The following is an 18462-nucleotide window of genomic DNA, read 5'->3' on the forward strand; positions in this document are numbered from 1 at the left end:
GTTCGCGCCTCCCCCTGGACTTCCGCGCGGACGGAGTGTCTAGAGTCGCGGCATGAGTGATGAAGCCTTCAGTACGTGGCTGCGCGCCCAGTGCGCCGGGGAATGGGAGGCGGTGGCCGGGCACCCGTTCGCCGCCGCCATCACGAACGGCACCGCTGACATGCGGCACTACCTGGAGCAGGACTTCCTGTTCGTCGACTCCTTCACCGCCCTGCTCGGGGCGGCCGTCGCGAGCGCGGACACGTTCGCGGCCCGCGTGCCGTACGGGAAGTTCCTGGGACAGGTCGCCACCACGGAGGAGAAGACGTATTTCCACCGGGCGCTGGCGGAGCTGAACGGCAGCACGGACGCGGCGCCGGAGCCGGTCACGGCCGAGTTCCGCGCGCTGATGGACGAGGTCAGGACCGCGCAGGACTACCCGCTGATCGTGGCGGTGCTGTGCGTGGCGGAGTGGAGCTATCTCGACTGGGCGGCGCGGGCGAAGGAGCCGTTGCCGGAGGGGTTCGTGCACCGGGAGTGGATCGAGCTGCACGAAGGAGCGGACTTCCGCGCCTGGGTGGGGTTCCTGCGCGGGGAGCTCGACCGGCTCGGTCCCGAGCTCGGTGAGGGGCGCAGGGACGAGGTGCTCGCGGTCTTCCGGCGGGCCGTCTCCCTGGAACGGCGCTTCTTCGACATGGCTAGCGCGTGAGCGGCGCCAGGTCCGCGATGCCCCGGTAGTGGATGCCGGTCATGCCGATCGCCCGGGCGCCCTCGACGTTCTCCAGCCGGTCGTCGATGAACAGGCAGCGCTCGGGCGCCACCCCGGCCTGTTCGGCGGCGATCTCGTAGATGCGCCGGCCGGGCTTGGCGTGGCCGACCTTGGCGCTGCTGACCACGGCGTCGGCGAAGTAGGTGAGGCCGAGCCGGTCGAGGTGGGCGTCGAGGCTGTCCATGGCGTTGGTGACGATGATCAGCGGCATCCGCTCCTGGACCTTGGCCAGCACCGCCCTGACCTCCTCGTCGACCCAGAACGGCACCTCGGCGAACTCCTCCACGGCCTGCCTGGCCCTCTCGTGACCGCCCAGCTCGGCCGCGACCGCCTCGACCCACTGCCGCTCGGTGATCTGGCCCAGCGTGGCGGGCAGGATGAGGTCGGACCGGAACGCGGTCGTGATCAGGGGCAGGCCGTAGCGGGCCTCGATGTCGGCCTGGGCGGCGTCGTCGAAGATCCGGAGGACTCCATCGAGGTCGCTCAGTACCGCGTCAAAGGTCGTCACAACCAACCATTGTGCCGTGCCAGCTGGGCCGCTTCGATCCGGTTCCTGGTGTGGGTCTTGCCGATGGCCGAGGACAGGTGGTTGCGTACCGTGCTCTCCGACAGGTGCAGCCGGGCGGCCACGTCGGCGATGGTGGCGCCGTCGAGCGCGGCGGCCAGCACGTCGCGCTCGCGGTCGGTGAGCGGGCTCGGCCCGGCGTGCAGGGCGGCGGCGGCCAGCGCCGGGTCGACGATCCGCTCCCCCGCCACCGCCCGCCTGATCGCCGCGGCCAGTTCTTCCACCGGGCCGTCCTTGACCAGGAAGCCGGCGGCGCCCGCCTCCATCGCCCTGCGCAGGTACCCGGGCCGGGCGAAGGTGGTCAGGACCAGCACCGCGCAGCCGGGCAGTGCCGCCCGCAGCTCCGGCAGGACCTCCAGCCCGCTGCGGCCGGGCAGCTCGATGTCCAGCAGCGCCACGTCCGGCGCGTGCTCCAGGGCCGCCGCGACGATCTCCGGGCCCGTCGGCACCTGGGCCACGATCTCCAGGTCGTCCTCCAGGCCGAGCAGGAGCGCCAGGGCGTCGCGCATCATGCCCTGGTCCTCGGCGATCAGCACGCGCACGGTCATGGGTCCACGCTAGTTCCAGAAAGCCAGCCGGTGTTCGGCGGCGTAGTCGATGGGGCGGATCCTGCCCGGCTCCAGCGACAGGGTGCCGCCCTTGAGCTTGGGCCAGGCGGGCAGTCCCGCGCCGTTCGGGTCGCCGGTGCGGGCGAAGTTCGTCCAGTAGGCGAGCATCTGGCCGGAGAGCTTCTTCTGGGCCGGGCTCAGCTTCGCGCCCTTCTCGGGGAAGAGGTACGGCAGGTCGCCCGCGTGATAGGCGCCCAGGTCGAAATCGGCTTTGATGGGCAGGAACATCGGGGCGTCCCGGTCGGCGAACTCGAAGCCGTAGACAGGGGTCCGCCTGGCCAGCAGGGTGTTCTGGGCGTGGGTGCCGCGGGCCCACACGCGGTCGGTCATGACGGCGGCCCAGGCCACGGCGGGCTTGCCGTACCTCTTGAGCGGGTATTCCTTGGCGACCTCGGCCGTGTGCTCGCCGAACGTCTCCTTCAGCGCCTCCGGGTAGGCGATCTTGCCGCGCATGGCGGCGAAGATGCGGTGCTCGTCCTTGGTGGCACCGGCCAGCACGGGTACGCGGTGGAAGCGGCCCTTCTCGATGGCCTTGGAGGGGATCTCGGGCAGGACGGCGTTGCCGTAGGCATAGGACTGGAAGACGTTCATGATCTGGGGGACGGCGAGGATCTTCTTGACCGGCAACCCCTTGAGGCAGGCCAGGTCGGCGCAGCCGAGCTGCTTGGCGTAGATCTGGCCGACCGCCTCGATCTGGGCCGCCGGGCGCCAGGCGTAGGACGGCTGGGCCTCCAGGCCGGGGATCATGCTGCCCGCCGGCATGTCCATCATGGTCTCGCCGCTCTGCATGGCGGCCCGCTGGAACAGGCCCTTGGCGCCCGGCGAGGTGAGATGGCCGCCGATGGCCAGCGCGCCGAACGAGATGCCGAACACCGTGACGTTGCCGGGGTCGCCGCCGAAGGCCGCCGCGTTGCGGCGTACCCAGCGCAGCGCCTCCTGCTGGTCCTGCAGGCCGTAGGTGCCGCTGTCGCGCAGGCCCGGGTAGCCGAACCCGCTGAACACCCCGAGCCGGTAGTTGATCGTGACCACGACCGCGTCCCCGGCGGCGGCGATCGCCCTGGCGTTGGAATAGTGCCCGGCGCCGAGCGCGCCGTCGCCGTGGATCCACACCATGACCGGCCGCTTGGCGCCCTTCCCGGCCGGGGTGGTGACGTTCAGGAACAGGCAGTCCTCGTTCTCGCTGGTGATCTTGGCGTAGTCGGACCCGACCTGCGGGCACGGGCTGCCCGGTTTGGTGGCGTCCTGGACGCCCTTCCAGGCCGCGGTGGGTCTCGGGGAGTCCCAGCGGGGCGCGGTGGCGTAGCGGATGCCCTCGAACAGGCGGTGCCGCCCGTCCTCCCTCCCGCGTACCGCGCCCTTGTCGGTGGTGACGACCGTGCCGGTCGAGGCCGGGTCGGTGGTGACGACCGTGCCGGTCGAGGCCGGGTCGGTGGTGACGACCGTGCCGGTCGAGACCGGGTCGGTGGCGGCCGCCGTGCGCGCGTCGGCGCATCCGGTCAGCAGTACGGCTGCCGCGAGCAGAATCTTCATGTACCCAACGGTGCCGATCTCCGCCCCTGCGCCGGAAGGAACGTCGATCCAGGATCGCCCAGGACAAATGTCCTGCCGCTCGAAGCGATGTCGGCGTTCGGCACTACCATCTCCGTCGATGGGCGTGAATGATCTGCGGCTGCCACAGGAGCTGCGCCAGCTGTTCACCGACGGCGGCATGGGGCGCACCCTGGCCGTCGGCATGCCCGCGGGCGAGCTGGTCTGGCCCGATCCGGGGTTCGCGCAGAAGGCGGCCAGGCCGGCGTTCTGGATGAGCGAGGAGCCCGTCGGCGGCGCGCTGTGGTCGGCCTTCCGCGCCGAGCACGCCCGCAGCGGGTTATGGCCGGTTCTGCTCGACGAGTCGGCCCAGGCGTGGGCGGCCGGCCAGGTGGTGCCCGACGACGCCGGCCAGATCGAGCACTTCACCGCCGAGGGCTTCATGGCCGAGGTCTGGCAGGAGTGGGTGGCGCAGATGCCGGCCGAGGCGCTGAGCGAGCTGGAGCCCTTCGGGGCGCTCTGCCCGGGGCTGGCGCCGCCCGGCGTGCTGGTGGCCGAGCCCGGCGCGGTCGCCGACTGGCACGCGGGCCGGCTGGCGGTGCGCGGCATGCCGATGGGCCTGGCCGCGGTCGACCGGGGCGCCGACGCGCTGGCCGTCATGGGCTGGCAGGGCGCGCTGCACCACAACGAGTGGATGGTCCCGCTGGCCGCCGTGATCCGCAGCTGGGAGGACCGCTTCGGCGCCCGCGTGGTGAGCTTGGGCTTCAACACCCTCGAACTCAGCGTGGCCGCGCCGCCCGGGGACGTCGAGCATGCCCTGCACGTGGCGGCCGAGCACTGGACGTTCTGCCCGGACAACGTGGTGCAGGGGGCCGGCGACCTGATCGGCTACGCGGAGCAGCTGGTCGGCGGCCATGCCTGGTCGTTCTGGTGGGACTGACCCCAGGGGCCTCTCCTCCTTCGTGCTTCCCGGCCTCGGGGGGTACGGCGGCGCCGTACCCCCGGGCCGTTGTTCAGTGCAGGACGGCCAGCGCTCCGTAGTTGCCCGAGGACTCCGGTGGAATGGGGCCGCAATGGTCGTCAGGACGCCATTGCGAGACCCACGCCAGGCCGGGGTCGACCAGGTCGAGGCCGTCCAGGACGGCTGCCAGGCGTTCGCGGTCGCGGGTCGCGTAGCCGGGCAGGGTCATGGCGATCAGGTCGTAGACGGCGGGCAACAACTCGGCGGGGATGCCGTCAAGGGTGGCCTGGAGGAGCCCCAGATGGCTGCCGGGTAGCCCGGCCTGTCCGAGGCGTTTGAGCACATATCTGAACTCCTCGTCGTCCAGGATGCTGTGTCCTGAGACGATCAGGATGCCCACCGGCCGATCCCAGTCGATGAACGTGTTCACGATCCGGTCGCCGAGCAACGCGTCGATCTCCCGGGCCTCTCCTTCGACGACGCGCACCAGGTCGGTGATCGGTTCGATAGTCGCGTGCGCGTTGGCCAGGATCATCGGGTCGGATTCGGCGTAGACCACGCGAGCGCTGGGGGTGAGCGGATGCGCCCGGGCGACGTCGTGGAGGAGGCGTCCGGCCGGCAGGCCGCCGGGGACCCCACTGCCGATCACCAGGTGCTGGTCGGTTCCCACCGACGACAGATAACGGATGACTCGGGCCAGGAAGGCGTGGACTTCCCTGGCGGCGGTCGCGCTCACGGCTGCGGCGCTGTCGTAGCGGCGGACGGCGTCCCGGTCGGCGAAGAAGTTGTTCTTCCCTCCGGCTGCCGCGTCTAGGACTCGGGTCGGCGTGGCTTTCTCTGTTACGAGATTGGCCAGGTTTCGGATGGCGCGTTGACGCATTGAGTGTGGGCCCTTTCCCCTCGCCACAAACAATCACGGGAAAGTTGGCACCTGACCCCACGCGGTGACCGAAGTCAATAATGATCCATAATCGCCGTGGTCTGGCAATAGCTATTTCGGGAAATACTTCTTTTTTATTTGGGCGCCCGGAGGGGCCTCGGAAAACCCCTGGTGGAAGCCCTCCCGGCGCGGGCCGCGCCCATACCGGACAGGCCTGTTTACGCGGGCCCCGCACCGGACAAGCCCGGCGGCCCCCTCCGGCGCCCCGGCGGACCCCCTGCCCGAAACCCGGTGCGCCGATGCACACAGCGTGATCAGGGACCGAGGCGCCGGCGGTGGGCGTAGAGCAGGTCGAGCGTCTCGTCGCGGGTCGTGGTGATCACCGAGAGCTTGGCGAACGCCTGGTGGTAGACCTCGATCGAGGTCGTGTCGGTGACCAGCTCGTCGGACTCGATCCAGTGGGCGCAGGCCAGATCCGGCTCGTACGGCTCGGCGAACCGCCACAACGTGAACGGCCCGGTCCGCGGCAGGTACGCCGGGTCGGTGATCGGCGCGATGTGGATCGACACGTTGGGCCGCTTGGCGTGCTGGATCAGCGCGTCGAGCTGCGCCGCCTGGATGTCCTCCCCGGCGATCGAGCGCATGAGGGCGCTCTCGTCGACCACGGCCCAGAAGACGGGCCCGTCGGGCCTGGTCAGCAGGGCCTGGCGGGTCAGCAGCACCTGGACGGCGTCGTCGACGGAGGTCAGGCCGGGCGTGGCCAGCCCGGCCACCTGGATGGCGGCCCTGGCGTAGAGCTCGGTCTGCAGCAGGGGCGGGACGATCTGGGTCTGGTAGGTCCTGATGACCGAGGCCCGCTCCTCCAGCGCGTAGGCGGTGGCCGCGAGCGGCGAGACGGTGCTGGCGTCGTACCAGGACGGCTCGCGTTCGCCTCTGGCCAGCGTCATCAGGTGCTCGCGCAGGTGCGGGGCGGCCACGCCGTACAGGGAGAGCATGCGGGCGACGGTCGCGGGCGCGGGCGCGAGCTTGCCCTCCTCGATCGCGGCGACGGCGGCCACGCCGCGGCCGAGCGCGAACTCCACGTCGGCCGGCGACATGCGGGCGGCCACCCGCAGGCCGCGCAGGCGGTCGGCGAGCGCGGTCACGGCGATGTCGCTGAGCCGGGCGGCGTCGGGCAGGTCGTTGGTCGCGGTCCTGGCGGGCAGGCCCTCGGCGCGGCGGGCGATGTCGACGACGTCGCGCAGCAGGTCGAGCGAGCCCTCGGACAGGCCCGAGGCGGAGGCGCCGATCGCGGCGGCGCGCAGCTGCAGGTCCTGCATGGCCCCGGACTCCAGATAGTCCTCACCGAGGAGCCACCCGACACTCACCTGAAGGTAACTGGCCAGGGCCTGGAGCACCTGCAGCGTCGGGTTGGTCTGCTTGCCCGTGCGCAGCTGGCTGACGTAGGCCCGGGTGATCGGGATGCCGGCGGTCGTCAGGGCGGCGGCCACCTGAGCACCCGTATATCCGCGCTTGCTCAGCGCGTGATCGAGTCGCTCAGCGAAATTTGCCACCAAACCTCCCGTCGGGAGCGGACTGACCACAGCGTAAAGGAAGGCCCCCTGACCTGCGCAATCTTCCCATGACGAAAGTGACAGTTGACACGCTAGAACACATCTGAGCACTATCAAAACCGTATCTGATAACTGCCACTTAACAACGAGAGGTGGCCGGGTCGTGATCCAGGGCAGCTCGTGGTTCGTCAGAGACCAGACCGGACAGGGCGCGCAGGCCCTCGCCATCCAGCAGATCTGCGTTCGGATAGCCGGTCCTGAAGCCCGGATACGCACCGCCGACCTGCCCTTGGGCGGCGTCCAGGTGTGGGCGGAGCCTGATTCGTGCGCTCATGACCGGCTCTGGGCCGTCCACCACCGGATGGCCCGCGAGATCGGCCTGGCCGGATGGCATACCGAGGTCGGCTCCGACCGGCTGCTCGTGCTCGGCTGGAGCGCGCCCGCCCTCGACCACCGCGCCCGCGTGCTGCGCAACGCGCTCGAACACCGGCTCAACGACCACGAAAGGACCGCCTCTCTGGCGCTCAGGACCGCCGCCCGGCTGCTGTGCCACCCGGGCGCCGACCCGGCCGACATCGCCGCGCAGACCTTGGACCGCGTGGCGCGGGACCTGCGCTGGCCGGCCAGGCTCGCCGTACTCGGAGAGCTGGAACGCACCTCCACCGTCGAGCCGCTCAGGATCAGGCTCGCCCAGGTGACCGGCCTCGAGGAACGCGTGCGCCGGCGCTGCGCCGAACACCTGGACATCGCCTTACGCGCCATCCGCACCCTCGCGGGACTCACCGCCCCGCCACCGGAACCGCAACCCGAGACCCGCCTGGTGGGCACCGCGGAGCGCCTGGTCGCTGCGACCGTTCCCAATCGGAGTCCCCAATGACGCTCACGCCCATCCGTGAGCACGTCACGCTCCCGCCGGCGGCCAAGAAGGCCGCCGGGAAGAAGCCCAAGAAGCGGCGGCGCCCGCACCGCCACCGCGCCCGCCGTGGTTACGTCCTGCTGCGCCTGGTCGCCGCCGGGGCGGTCGTGGCGATCATGGCGGACAGCACGGCGACGACGCTGGCCGTACCGCTGCTGAGCGCCGACCCCATGACGGCGGGGCTGCCCCTCGCCGAGATCACATGGGTGAGCACGGGGAATTTCGCGGCGGTCGCCGCGCTGCTGGCGACGGCGGGCCGCTTCGCCGACCTGCTCGGCCGGCGCAGCGTTCTCGCGCTCGGCCTCCTGATCTACGGCCTCGGCGCCACCGCGGTGATCCTGGCGCCCGCCTGGCACATTCTGCTCGCCGGGCGGCTCGCAGAGGGCCTGGGCGCCGCGATGATGTTCCCCGCGTCGCTGGGGCTGCTGCTCGGCGAGCTCCCTCCCGCGCGCCGTGCCGGGGCGGTCGCGCTGTGGGGCGCGTCCTCCGGGATCGGCGCGCTCGCCCTGCAGGGCGGGGGTGGCTGGCTCATGGAGGCGTACGGCTGGCGCGGCCTGTACCTGCCCGGGGCGATCCTGGCGGGCCTGCTGCTGTGCCTCACCATCCGCCTGCCACGTTCCCGCGGCAGCAATCGCCGCATCCCGGACATCCTCGGCGCCTTCGCCCTCGTCGGCGCCATCGCCAGCGCGGTGATCGCCGTCTCCCGCGGCGACGTGTGGGGCTGGACCTCCGACCGGACACTGATCTGCGCCGGAGCGGCGGTGGTGCTGCTCGGCGCGGCACTGGCCACCTCGTGGCGGCACCCCGCCGGGGCGATCGACATGGGGTTGTGGCGGCGGCCCGGGTTCCTGTGGGGCGGCAGCGCGTCGTTCCTCTACGGCGCGCTGTCGTTCATCGTGCTCGCGACAGGTCCGCTCTACCTGCGCGAAAGCGGGTTCGACACGATACAGATCGGCTGGTGGCTGACGCCGATCTCGATCGCGATGATCGTGGCCAGCCCGATGGCCACGCTGGCCAGCCGCCGGCTCAGCCTCAACGGCGTCATCTACCTGGGCGCGCTGATCCTCGGCGGCGGCTGCGCGCTGCTGCTGGCCCAGCCGTCGCCCACGATGTGGAGCCTGCTGGGCGCGGTCCTGCTCGGCAGCGGCTTCGGCCTGCTGTCGACTGGAACGTTCACAGCGGGCACGATCGCCGCCGAACCGACCCAGTACGCGGCGGCGGTCGGCGCGATCAACACGGCCAGGATGCTCGGCGGCGCCATCGGCGTGGCCGCCGCCTCCGTGCTGATCGAGCACCCGTTCCTGAGCGGGCCCGCCCCGGGGTTCGCCTCCGTCTTCACCACCTGCCTCGGGATCACGGCGATCATCGGGACGGCCGCGCTGGTGCGGGTCGCCCGCGGGGCCGGCCGGACTTCCATGCCCGGAGTGCTCGCCCTCGAAGAGGAAGTGGCGATGCTGCGCCACCTGCTCGCCGAGCTGCGCGCCAGCTTCATCCAGGTCCGTGCCGAGGCCGAGGAGGAGCTGGCCAGGTTCGGCATCCACGATCCGTCCGGAGTCCGGGTTGGCTGGCCACCTGGCGTACCCGGGCAGCGGCAACCCTCTGACCAGCGCTGAACCCCCCGTAGGAGCACTTCATGCACGACGACGACGAACCCCGCCGGCCGTACCAGCACCCCTACCAGAACCCCGACGAGACGCCCACCGACGGCATGCCCGCGCTGTCGGCGGCGACCGCGCGCACCGTCCACCGGCTGCGCCACATCCGACAGGTGTCCGACCTGGCCATCAACGTGATCGACCAGGCTCTGGAGCGCGCGTCGTGAGCGCCCGCCGCAAGCTCACCGTCACGGTGGAGCCGGGTTTCACCGGCGAGCAGCAGGACGAGCTGGCCGCGCGGATCGGCGGCGCGGCCCGCGAGGTGCTCGGCCGCGGCGCCCGGGTCGAAGTGGACGCCGAGCCCCCGATGGACGCCCGTGCCCGTCGCGAGGCGGCGATCCGCGCCGCGTCGTGGTCGGGCTGCTGATGACCGCCCCGACGCTGTTACCCCGGACCGCTCCGGTGCCCTCCTGGGGCAGCACGGTGCTCGTCATGGCACTGCGCGACCGGGCGGCCGTGGTCTGCGACGCGGAGCTGCGCCGCCTGTCCGCCCGCGTCCCGGAACTGGACGCCCGTGCCCGCGACGAGGTGGGCCGGACCGTCCAGCGGGTGGTGGACGCCTTCTTCGGCGGCGACCTCGGCCGGCGCGTGGCCCATGACGCGGGCCTGGCGGAGGCGCTGCGCGTGCTCTTCTCACTCGACCCCCCGGGAGGCAGATCGTGACCAGAGTGGGTGTCGTGGTTCCGCCCGCCAATCCGGCGGTGGAGCCGGAGTTCGCGCGCCTGCTGGGCGCGCGGGCGGACCTGCACGTCACCCGCTTCCCCGTACGGCCCGGCCTGCAACTGGCCGAACGCCTGGACGCCTACAACGAGGCGCTGCCCGCCATGATCCGCTCGTTCGGCGGCCTGCCGCTTGACGCCCTGGTCATGGCCTGCAGCGGCTCGCGCTACCTGCTCGGCCCCGAGCTCGACCGGCGCCGCTGCGAAGAGCTCAGCGCCGAGTTCGGCCTGCCGGTCGCCTCGGCCACCGAGGCCACCCGGCGGGCGCTGGAACACCTGGGCACGCGGGAGATCACGCTGGTCTCGCCGTACCAGCCGTGGCTGACCGACCATGCCGACCGGTTCTGGTCGGCGGCCGGGGTGCGGGTGTCCAGGGTGATCCCGGTCAAGGCGGGCGAGCGCTTCGCGCCGTACGAGGTGACCACGGAAGAGCTCGTCGGCCAGATCGAGCAGGCCAGGGCGGCGCCCGACGCGGTACTGCTGCTGACCGGCACCGGCATGCCCACGCTCCGCGCGATCGGCAAGCTGGCCGAGGGCAACGAACGGGTCGTGCTGACCTCCAACCTGTGCGGCGCGTGGTGGGCGCTGACCAGCGCGGGCCAGCAGGTCATGCTCGGCCGCAGGAAACACCGTGACGGCGAGCGGGTGCCGACGTGAGCGCCGTGATCGTGGCCGGAGCCGGCCCGGTCGGGCTGGCCGCGGCGCTCACCCTGGCGAGGGCGGAGGTGCCGGTGCTCGTGCTGGAACGCGAACCGGCGCTCGGCACCCGTTCGCGCGCCTCCACCATCCATCCGGCCACGCTCGACCTGCTGGACGAGCTCGGTGTCGCGGCCGGTCTCGTCGCGCGCGGCGTGGTCGTGGACCGGGTGCAGTGGCGCGACCTTTCCGGCGCGGTGCTGGCGGAGATGCGGATGGCGGGCCTGGCCGGGCTTACCGCGCATCCGTTCCGCCTGCACGCCGAGCAGGCGGCGCTCACGCCGTTGCTGCTGGGCGAGCTCGGCGCGTACGCGCATGCCGAGGTCCGGTTCGGGGCGCCGGTCGAGGCGGTGGCTCTCACGGGCACCGCCGTACGGGTCAGGACCGGGGGCGGCTGGGAGCGCGCCCGCTACCTGATCGGCGCCGACGGGGCGCACAGCACCGTCAGATCCCTGCTCGGCCTGCCGTTCCCCCAGTCCGGCTACCCCACCCAGGCGCTGCGCGTCTTCACGGGCTCGCGCCTGGAGGAGATGCTGCCGGGCCTGGCCCCGCTCACCTACGTACGCGATCCTGCCCAGTCGTGCAGCCTGCTCCGCCTGCCCGACCACTGGCGGATCATCCTCAGGCTCGCGCCCCGGGAGGCCATTCCCGGCCGGGTGGCGGGTCTGGCCCTCACCGACCTGAACATCCTCGGCACGCACCGCTACGACCTGGCCAGTGGTGTGCTCGCCTCCTTCCGTCACGGCCGGGTGCTGTTCGCCGGTGACGCCGCGCACGTCACCTCCACCGCCGGCGGCCTCAACATGAACGCCGGCATCCACGACGCGGTCGACCTCGGCAGAACACTCGCCGGCGTACTCGGGGGACACCAGCCGCCTGCCGCGCTGGAGAGCTGGGCGCGCCGCCGCCGCGCCGTCCTCGTCGACCACGTCATCCCGGCCAGCGAGGCCAGGGTCGCGGGGGTGCAGGACGGCGACGCCGCCCGGCTGCCCGCCGCCATGGCCGCGCTGCGCGCGATCGCCGCCGACGGCGAGGCCACCCGGGCCTACCTGGCCAAGGCCTCCATGCTCGACACCGTCCCCCTTCCCGTGAGGCACACCTGACATGCGAATCTGGTTCCAGAAGCACGCCGTCGAGGGCCGCTCGCCGCTGCTCGACAAGCTTTACGCGGAGCATCTGTCCAAGGTGGCCGGACCCGGCACCACCATCGAGATCCACACCCTGCCGCCGCAGACCTACGCCGCCGAACTGCCCGAGGAACTGGTCGGCTTCGGACCGCTCGGCCTGCTGTTCGGCGACTACTTCGCGCGCACGGCCACCGCCGCCGAGCGCGACGGCTGCGCCGCCTGGATCAGCGGCGCCGGCCAGGACCCCGGACTCGCCGCCGCGCGCGTGCGCGCGACCATCCCCGTCATCGGGTACGGCGACGCCACCTGGCACGCCGCCCGCCACGAGCGCCACCGGCTGGGCCTGATCGGCTTCATCCCGCACCTGGCCGAGCCGATCACCGACAACATCCGGGCCGCCGGCGCCACCCTGGCCGCCTACGAGGTGATCGACGACGGGGCGGCGGTGGTCACCAGGGCGCTGGCCCAGGACTTCGACCCGTTCGTCCGCGCGTACACGGCGGCCGCGCGGCGGGCGGCCAGGGCCGGCGCGCAATGGCTGGTGCCCGCCGAGGGCATACCCAACGAGATCTTGGTCCACCTCGGCATCCGCGACCTGCACGGGCTGCCGGTGATCGACCCCGGCGGCCTGGCCGTCAAGACCGCCGAGCATCTCGTACGGCTGCGCGACCTCGGCATCACCGCCCGCGCCGACGCCGGGTACTGGAACCGGCGCCCGCCCGCGGTCGTCCTGGAGCACGCCGAGCGGATCCTGGGGGCACGGCCATGAGTTACCCGTCCGACCGGCCGCGGCGGCTGCGCCGTACCGCGGCGTTGCGCGCGCTCGTCGCCGAGACCAGGCTGCACCCGTCGGACCTCGTGCAGCCCCTGTTCGTCCGCGAGGGCATCGAAGAGCCCCGGCCCATCCCCTCCATGCCGGGCCAGGTCCAGCACACGCGCGAGAGCCTGCGCAAGGCCGCCGCCGCCGCGGCGCAGGCCGGCGTGGGCGGGATCATGCTCTTCGGTGTCCCCGCGGCCAAGCACGCCGACGGGCGCGGCGCCTGGGACCCCGAGGGCATCGCCCAGCTCGCCCTCGCCGACGTCGCCGCCGAGGTCGGCGAGGCCACCGTCGTGATCGGCGACATCAACCTGGACGAGTACACCGACCACGGGCACGTCGGCCTGCTCGGCCCGGACGGCGACGTCGACAACGACGCGACGCTGAGCGCCTACTCCAGGGTCGCCGTCGCGCAGGCCGCCGCCGGCGCGACCATCGTGGCGCCCAGCGGCATGATGGACGGCCAGGTCGCCGCCATCCGCGCCGGGCTCGACGCCGCCGGCTACCAGCGGGTGCCCATCCTGGCCTACGCCGCCAAGTACGACTCCGCCTTCTACGGGCCCTTCCGCACCGCCGTGGAGTCGTCGCTGGTCGGCACCCGCTCCACCCACCAGCAGGACCCGGCCAACCTCCGCGAGTCGATGCGCGAGGTCGAGCTCGACGTCGAGGAGGGCGCCGACCTGGTGATGGTCAAACCGGCCGGGCTCTACCTCGACGTGGTGCGCAGGGTCGCCGACGCGGTCGACGTCCCCGTCGCCGCCTACCAGGTGTCCGGGGAGTACGCCGCGCTGGAGGCCGCCGCCGGGCACGGCTGGCTGCAGCGCGAACGGGCCATCGAGGAGAGCCTCACCGCGATCCGCCGGGCCGGCGCCCGGATCGTCATCACGTACTGGGCCACCGAGGTCGCCCAGCGACTGCACCGCTAGCCCCTCCGGAGGAGAAGACGTGTCCCGCGAACTGTGTGAGCACTACGGGCCTCACCTGTACGACTACTGCAGGACGGAGCTTGGCGAGTCCGACGCCGAGCTGGCCGCCGCGGGCACGTTGCTGACCGCGTCGGCGCGCGCGGGCCAGGTCACCGACCCGGCCGCGTCGCGCCCCTGGCTGTACGCGCTGGCCCGCGCGCACCGCGCCGCGCGGGCCGCGTCACACCCGGCGAGCACCGGGTCGTGGGCGCGTTCCGGCCGCATGTCCGGCCTGCTGCCCGAGGCGCTGATCGCGCTCGACGGCCCGTACCGGGAACTGCTCGATCTTTCGGTACGGCACGGCCTGCCGCACGCCGAGATCGCCCTGCTGTTCGACGTGCCTGAGTCCCTGATCGACGCCACGGTCAGGGAGGCGGCGTGGCGGCTGGAGACCTGGCTGGCGGCGGTGACCGCGGCACGGGCCGCCCACGGGTGCGCCCAGCTGGCCGGGCGGGTGGCGGAGTGGGCCGCCGCGCCCAGCCGCAGCACCCGCGCCCGGCTGGGGCGTCACCTGTACGGCTGCGTGTCGTGCCTGGCCGCGCCCAAGGGGATGCCCGCCGCCACCCTGCTCACCCAGCTGCCGATCGCGGCGCCGCGCGGGCCCCTGTCGGACCTGCTGCCGCTCGCCTCGCCGCTGGCCCCGGACGCGGTGGGGTGGCGGGCCGACGGGTTTCCCGTGCAGTCACACGGGCTTGGCGGCGTCCCGCACGCGCGCCTGGCCGACGGCGCCGCCCTGGCCACGACGCCGCCGGGCGCCCTCACCGCCACGCACGCGGCGTACGCCGACGCGCGGGCGGCCGATCCCCTGAACACCCCGGTCGCCGACCCCACGACGGCGACCGGGGCCGGGGTCCGACCGGGGGCGGGCGCGGCTGCCCCCGGCCGGATTCCCCTCCCTTCCGGCCCGGACTTCACCGCGACGGACACGTTCCCCAGCCTCTCCCCCGACGCGCCACCCACCCTGGGACCCGCCGGCGCACCACCGGACCCGGCACCCACCGGCGCGCCACCTGGCCGTGGAGCCACCGGCACGCCACGGGGTCTTGGGGACACCACCGCGCCACCCGGCGGCCCCGTGCCCACCAGCACGCCACCGGGCCGTGGGACCACCGGCGCGCCACGGGATCTTGGGGACACCAGCACGCCACCCGGCGGCCCCGTGCCCACCACCAGTGCGCCCCCGGGCCTTGGGGGCACCAGTGCGTTATCCGGCCCGGGGGCCACCGGCGCGTCACCCGGCCTTTCCCTCACCGGGGGCGCGTCGTCCGGCCGGGGTTCCGGCGCCTCGTCCGAGGGGGTCTCGGCCGACCACACCTTCTCCGGGCGTGCTTCCGGTGACACGCCCGGAGAAGCCTCCGGGTCCGGGTATCTGGACGCGCTGATCGCCTTCGGAGCCGATCGCAGGACCGCCGCGCCGGATGCCGAGGCCACCGATCCCTCCGTCGGACCGATGGCCGGGCCGCCCCTGGGGTTCGGCGGCCCGGCCCGGCCCGGCGGGTCGTCCCATGCGGGGCAGCCCGGCCGCGGTCACCCGTACGCGACGCCCACCTACACGACGCCCACCTACACGACGCCCACCTACTCGACGACCATCTACGCGGCCCCCGTCTACGGCGCGGAACCCGACGAGCCGCCCACCACCCACGAACCCGCCGCCGCCTCCCGTGGAGCGGACTTCGCCGCCTCCCGGGGAGCGGACTTCCAGGAGACGGACCCTCGCGGCGCCGTCACCTCCCATGGCGAGGCCACCCCCTTTCACGAGGACGCCGCTCACCCTGGCGGGGACACGGGCCCCTCTCGGGCCGACACCACGTTCTCGCGAGGCGACGCCGTACCTCATGAGGACATAAGCCCCACGCACGGAGACACCCGGCCCGCGCACAAGGACACCCGGCCCCCGCAAGGGGACACCCGGCCCTCGCACGGGGACGGGGGCGACTTCGCCGAGCGTGATCCCTACGCCCTCCCCTACACCGCGGCCACCCCCGAGGAGCCGCTGGCCGAGGACGAGTTCCGGGCGTGGGAACGGCGGGGCGGCAAGTGGGACGAGTTCTGGAAGGACCGTCCCGACGAGGCCGATCCCGAGGCGCGCATCTCGGTACGTTCGGTGGCGAGGGTCGGGCTGCTGGTCGGCGCCGGGGTGCTGGTGGCCGGCCTGGCGTGGTCGGGCATCCACGCCCGCCCGCGTCCCACCACGGTCAGCGAGGCCGCGGCCCCGCAACCCCGGCCCGTGATCACCCTGAACGAGCCGGGCTCCGACCCCGAGGTGGAGGTACCGCCGCAGGAGAACCCGGGGACGACCAACCCAGAACAGCTCATACCGGGAAGAACGCCGCCGCCGAGCACCTCCCCCACCACGAACCCCGCGGAGCCGAAGGACGCCACCACGAAGAAGCCGTCAGACACGAGAAGCTCCGACGACTCACCCGATCCGCCGCGGGAGCCCACCACGGCCCCCACCCGCCAGCCGACGAGACAACCGACGAAGCAGCCGACCAAACAGCCGACGAAGCAGCCCACGAGGGCACCCGACAGGGATCCGGCGAAGGAGTCGGCGGCGCCGATGGCCAAGAAGGTCGAGCTGCCGAAGCCGCCGCCGCCCAGCGCGCGGCTGTCGAACGCGTCGGCGTCGCTGGGCTCGGGCCGGATGGGTTCGTTCTCGCTCGACTGCGAGGGCTCCTGCCAGATCACCTCGGCCTCCGGCTCGAACGGCATCAGCGTCTCCGGCTCCTCCTACACGGTCAGCGCGCCCACCAGCCGTCCAGGCTGTCCGGGAGCCCCCACCACCGAGTCCGGCACGATCACCGTCTCGTGGTCGGGCACCAGAACCGGTGACGGCACCACCACCGCCGGAACCACCAGCGGCGACGGCACGCTGACGATGAGCGTGTCGTGGACGGTCGCCAAGGACAAGGGCACGTTCGTGCCCGACATGAAGGGCGGCGGCTACTGGAGCAACTGCAGCCCGAACAGCGCCGACTACTGAGGCAGGAGATCTGATGAAAGGGTTCTTCACCGGCATCTCCCGGCGCGAGAAGCAGTTCGCCGTCGCCGGGATCGTGATCGCGCTGGTGTTCTTCATGCCGTTCCTGGCGATGGCGGATCCGGGCAGCATCCCGGGCTCCGGACCGTCCGGTACGCGCCCGTCGTCGGCCCAGGAGAAGGCGCTCGACGTGAAGCAGGGCGACTCGTGCAAGGACGTGCTGCCCGCCGACACCCCGTCGTACGTGGTGTGCGAATGGCTGACGCCGCCGCAGGACGCGGCGAAGGTGGCGGCGTTCTGGGCGGCGGACGGCGGGGCCAACTTCGAGAAGGCACGGCCGTTGCCGCAGAACTACGTGCGCTGCAACCAGAAGACGGACCTGTCGAAGGAGCCGAACTGCCGGGGCGGGCAGACGTTCTGCGAGGAGCTGCCGAGCGGCTGGTACAAGTGCATCAACATGGTGAACAACCAGGTCACCTACGAGAAGTACGTGAACGGCAAGAAGCAGGTCCTGACCAGCCCGCCGCCCGACGCCATGACCCCCGCCGACCCCGACGGCACCGACCGCGCCCCGTCAGACTCCGGCACGACCGACTCCGGCAGGTCCGACTCTGGAACGACAGACTCCGGCACGACCAACCCCGGTAGGACAGACCCGGGTACGACCGACTCCAGGACGACCGACTCCGGTACGACAGACCCGGGTACGACCGACTCCAGGACGACCGACCCCGGTACGACAGACTCCGGCACGACGGATCCCGGCACGGGTGACACCGGTGAGACGGGGGGGCCCGCCGTACCCTCGCCGGCTCCCTCCGACGAGCTCGGACCCGGGCCCACCGTGCGTTCCGCCGCGCCCGTCGCCACCGCGATCACGGCCGCGAGCAAGGCCGGGCTGCGGATCTGGGTGGAGAACGACCTGGCCGACGACTTCCGCGCCGGTGACGCGCAGTTCAGGGCGGCGGTGGCCAAGCTCGTGGCGGCGGCGAAGCGGCCGGGCGTGGTGGGCGTGAAGTTCGCCGACTACCTGGGCTTCCGTGACTTCACCTCGGCGGCGCAGGTCAAGCAGTTCGTCTCCGAGGCGACGAAGGCGCTGCGGGCGAAGCTGCCAGGCAAGCGGCTGGCCATGGGCGTCGTGGTGCCCGAGCTCGGCTGCGGCCAGGCCGAGCAGTGCGTCGCGGACATGCGCTCGCGCTATCCGCTGGTGACGCGCTCGCGGGTGGACGACTACATCCGCACCTCCGGGGTGGACCGTGTGTACGTGGCCTCCGGCCTGTTCGGCAAGTCGTACGGCGGCTTCAAGGTCACCCTGGACGGACAGGAGAGCGCGATCACCCCGGCCATCGCCGCGCAGGCCCAGTGGATGGCGGTCAAGGCACTCGGATGGGACGCCGTGGTACAGATCGGCTCGCGCGAGTACGGCCTGACCCACGCCGGCCAGAGCTCCCCCTGGGACAAGGAACGCGCGCAGGCCGAGGTCGACGCCAGGGTCGGCAACGCGATCGGACTCGGCGCGCAGACCGTCACCCTGTGGGGCCACCGGATCAGCTACGACGCCGACCACCGCCGCATCCTCGACGCCGGCCTGGCGCCGAACGCGGTGTGGCAGGCCCTGATCGGCAAGGGCATGCGGGAGCGGCTGTCGGTGCTGTTCGATCCGGGCAACCCGGAGGTGAGCGTGAGCGCGGACATCCAGGCGCTGGCCAAGGGCGTCAGCGAGATCTTCGTGCTGGTGTGAG

General features: G+C 72.6%; 18 protein-coding genes. 13 read left to right on the forward strand and 5 right to left on the reverse strand.

Going from position 1 to position 18462, the window contains the following annotated elements; translation table 11 throughout:
- Window positions 1-52: 52 nt before the first annotated feature.
- On the forward strand, window positions 53-688 hold the full coding sequence (locus ACIBKY_RS27495; RefSeq protein WP_397100805.1) for a TenA family protein: 636 nt from the start codon (window positions 53-55) through the stop codon (window positions 686-688).
- Here the strand turns inward: ACIBKY_RS27495 and ACIBKY_RS27500 are convergent.
- The 3 genes from ACIBKY_RS27500 to ACIBKY_RS27510 are packed head-to-tail and all read right to left on the reverse strand — an operon-like array spanning window position 678 to window position 3451.
- Window positions 678-1256, reverse strand: a complete 579-nt coding sequence (locus ACIBKY_RS27500) for an HAD family hydrolase (protein ID WP_397100807.1) — start codon at window positions 1254-1256, stop codon at window positions 678-680. The genes ACIBKY_RS27495 and ACIBKY_RS27500 overlap by 11 nt on opposite strands.
- The gene (locus tag ACIBKY_RS27505) at window positions 1253-1861 is read right to left on the reverse strand and encodes a response regulator (RefSeq protein WP_379609617.1); all 609 of its coding nucleotides are present in this window, start codon (window positions 1859-1861) and stop codon (window positions 1253-1255) included. The genes ACIBKY_RS27500 and ACIBKY_RS27505 overlap by 4 nt, the downstream gene beginning before the upstream one ends.
- Window positions 1862-1870: 9 nt before the next feature.
- Window positions 1871-3451: a carboxylesterase/lipase family protein gene (locus ACIBKY_RS27510; protein WP_397100809.1), complete on the reverse strand. Its 1581-nt coding sequence runs from the start codon at window positions 3449-3451 to the stop codon at window positions 1871-1873.
- Between the two features lie 118 nt (window positions 3452-3569).
- On the opposite strand from ACIBKY_RS27510, the gene ACIBKY_RS27515 reads away from it, so the two are divergent.
- On the forward strand, window positions 3570-4388 hold the full coding sequence (locus ACIBKY_RS27515; protein ID WP_397100810.1) for a DUF4253 domain-containing protein: 819 nt from the start codon (window positions 3570-3572) through the stop codon (window positions 4386-4388).
- Between the two features lie 73 nt (window positions 4389-4461).
- Here the strand turns inward: ACIBKY_RS27515 and ACIBKY_RS27520 are convergent, their stop codons facing one another.
- Together ACIBKY_RS27520 and ACIBKY_RS27525 are read right to left on the reverse strand one after the other, a co-directional pair.
- Window positions 4462-5289, reverse strand: a complete 828-nt coding sequence (locus tag ACIBKY_RS27520) for an SAM-dependent methyltransferase (protein ID WP_397100812.1) — start codon at window positions 5287-5289, stop codon at window positions 4462-4464.
- Between the two features lie 314 nt (window positions 5290-5603).
- Window positions 5604-6842, reverse strand: coding sequence for a Scr1 family TA system antitoxin-like transcriptional regulator (locus ACIBKY_RS27525; RefSeq protein ID WP_397100814.1), 1239 nt, complete (start codon window positions 6840-6842; stop codon window positions 5604-5606).
- A 163-nt stretch (window positions 6843-7005) separates the two neighbouring features.
- Between ACIBKY_RS27525 and ACIBKY_RS27530 the strand changes: the two genes are divergently transcribed.
- Genes ACIBKY_RS27530 through ACIBKY_RS27580 form a run of 11 tightly spaced genes read left to right on the forward strand, consistent with a single transcriptional unit; the run spans window position 7006 to window position 18461 of the window.
- Entirely contained in the window at window positions 7006-7719 is a 714-nt protein-coding gene (locus ACIBKY_RS27530) for a hypothetical protein (RefSeq protein ID WP_397100816.1), read from the forward strand.
- Window positions 7716-9371, forward strand: a complete 1656-nt coding sequence (locus ACIBKY_RS27535; RefSeq protein ID WP_397100817.1) for an MFS transporter — start codon at window positions 7716-7718, stop codon at window positions 9369-9371. The genes ACIBKY_RS27530 and ACIBKY_RS27535 overlap by 4 nt, the downstream gene beginning before the upstream one ends.
- 20 nt (window positions 9372-9391) lie before the next feature.
- A complete protein-coding gene (locus ACIBKY_RS27540; protein WP_184974744.1) occupies window positions 9392-9580 on the forward strand; it encodes a hypothetical protein in 189 nt (62 codons plus the stop codon).
- Window positions 9577-9780 carry a hypothetical protein gene (locus tag ACIBKY_RS27545; RefSeq protein WP_379609609.1) on the forward strand — a complete coding sequence of 68 codons (204 nt, stop codon included), beginning with the start codon at window positions 9577-9579 and terminating at the stop codon, window positions 9778-9780. Before ACIBKY_RS27540 ends, ACIBKY_RS27545 begins: the two co-directional genes overlap by 4 nt.
- Window positions 9780-10076: a hypothetical protein gene (locus ACIBKY_RS27550; protein ID WP_397100820.1), complete on the forward strand. Its 297-nt coding sequence runs from the start codon at window positions 9780-9782 to the stop codon at window positions 10074-10076. Before ACIBKY_RS27545 ends, ACIBKY_RS27550 begins: the two co-directional genes overlap by 1 nt.
- Window positions 10073-10789, forward strand: a complete 717-nt coding sequence (locus ACIBKY_RS27555) for a hypothetical protein (protein ID WP_397100822.1) — start codon at window positions 10073-10075, stop codon at window positions 10787-10789. The genes ACIBKY_RS27550 and ACIBKY_RS27555 overlap by 4 nt, the downstream gene beginning before the upstream one ends.
- On the forward strand, window positions 10786-11931 hold the full coding sequence (locus ACIBKY_RS27560; RefSeq protein ID WP_397100824.1) for an FAD-dependent oxidoreductase: 1146 nt from the start codon (window positions 10786-10788) through the stop codon (window positions 11929-11931). The genes ACIBKY_RS27555 and ACIBKY_RS27560 overlap by 4 nt, the downstream gene beginning before the upstream one ends.
- A gap of 1 nt (window position 11932) precedes the next feature.
- A complete protein-coding gene (locus ACIBKY_RS27565) occupies window positions 11933-12724 on the forward strand; it encodes an aspartate/glutamate racemase family protein (RefSeq protein ID WP_397100826.1) in 792 nt (263 codons plus the stop codon).
- Window positions 12721-13698, forward strand: coding sequence for a porphobilinogen synthase (hemB, locus tag ACIBKY_RS27570; protein ID WP_397100828.1), 978 nt, complete (start codon window positions 12721-12723; stop codon window positions 13696-13698). The genes ACIBKY_RS27565 and hemB overlap by 4 nt, the downstream gene beginning before the upstream one ends.
- Before the next feature lie 19 nt (window positions 13699-13717).
- Window positions 13718-16723 carry a hypothetical protein gene (locus tag ACIBKY_RS27575; RefSeq protein WP_397100830.1) on the forward strand — a complete coding sequence of 1002 codons (3006 nt, stop codon included), beginning with the start codon at window positions 13718-13720 and terminating at the stop codon, window positions 16721-16723.
- Between the two features lie 13 nt (window positions 16724-16736).
- Complete coding sequence (locus ACIBKY_RS27580) at window positions 16737-18461, forward strand: hypothetical protein (protein ID WP_397100832.1); 1725 nt, start codon at window positions 16737-16739, stop codon at window positions 18459-18461.
- Window position 18462: the final 1 nt, after the last annotated feature.

The sequence above is a fragment of the Nonomuraea sp. NPDC050394 genome (assembly GCF_044459065.1).
In the GTDB taxonomy this organism is placed as follows: domain Bacteria; phylum Actinomycetota; class Actinomycetes; order Streptosporangiales; family Streptosporangiaceae; genus Nonomuraea.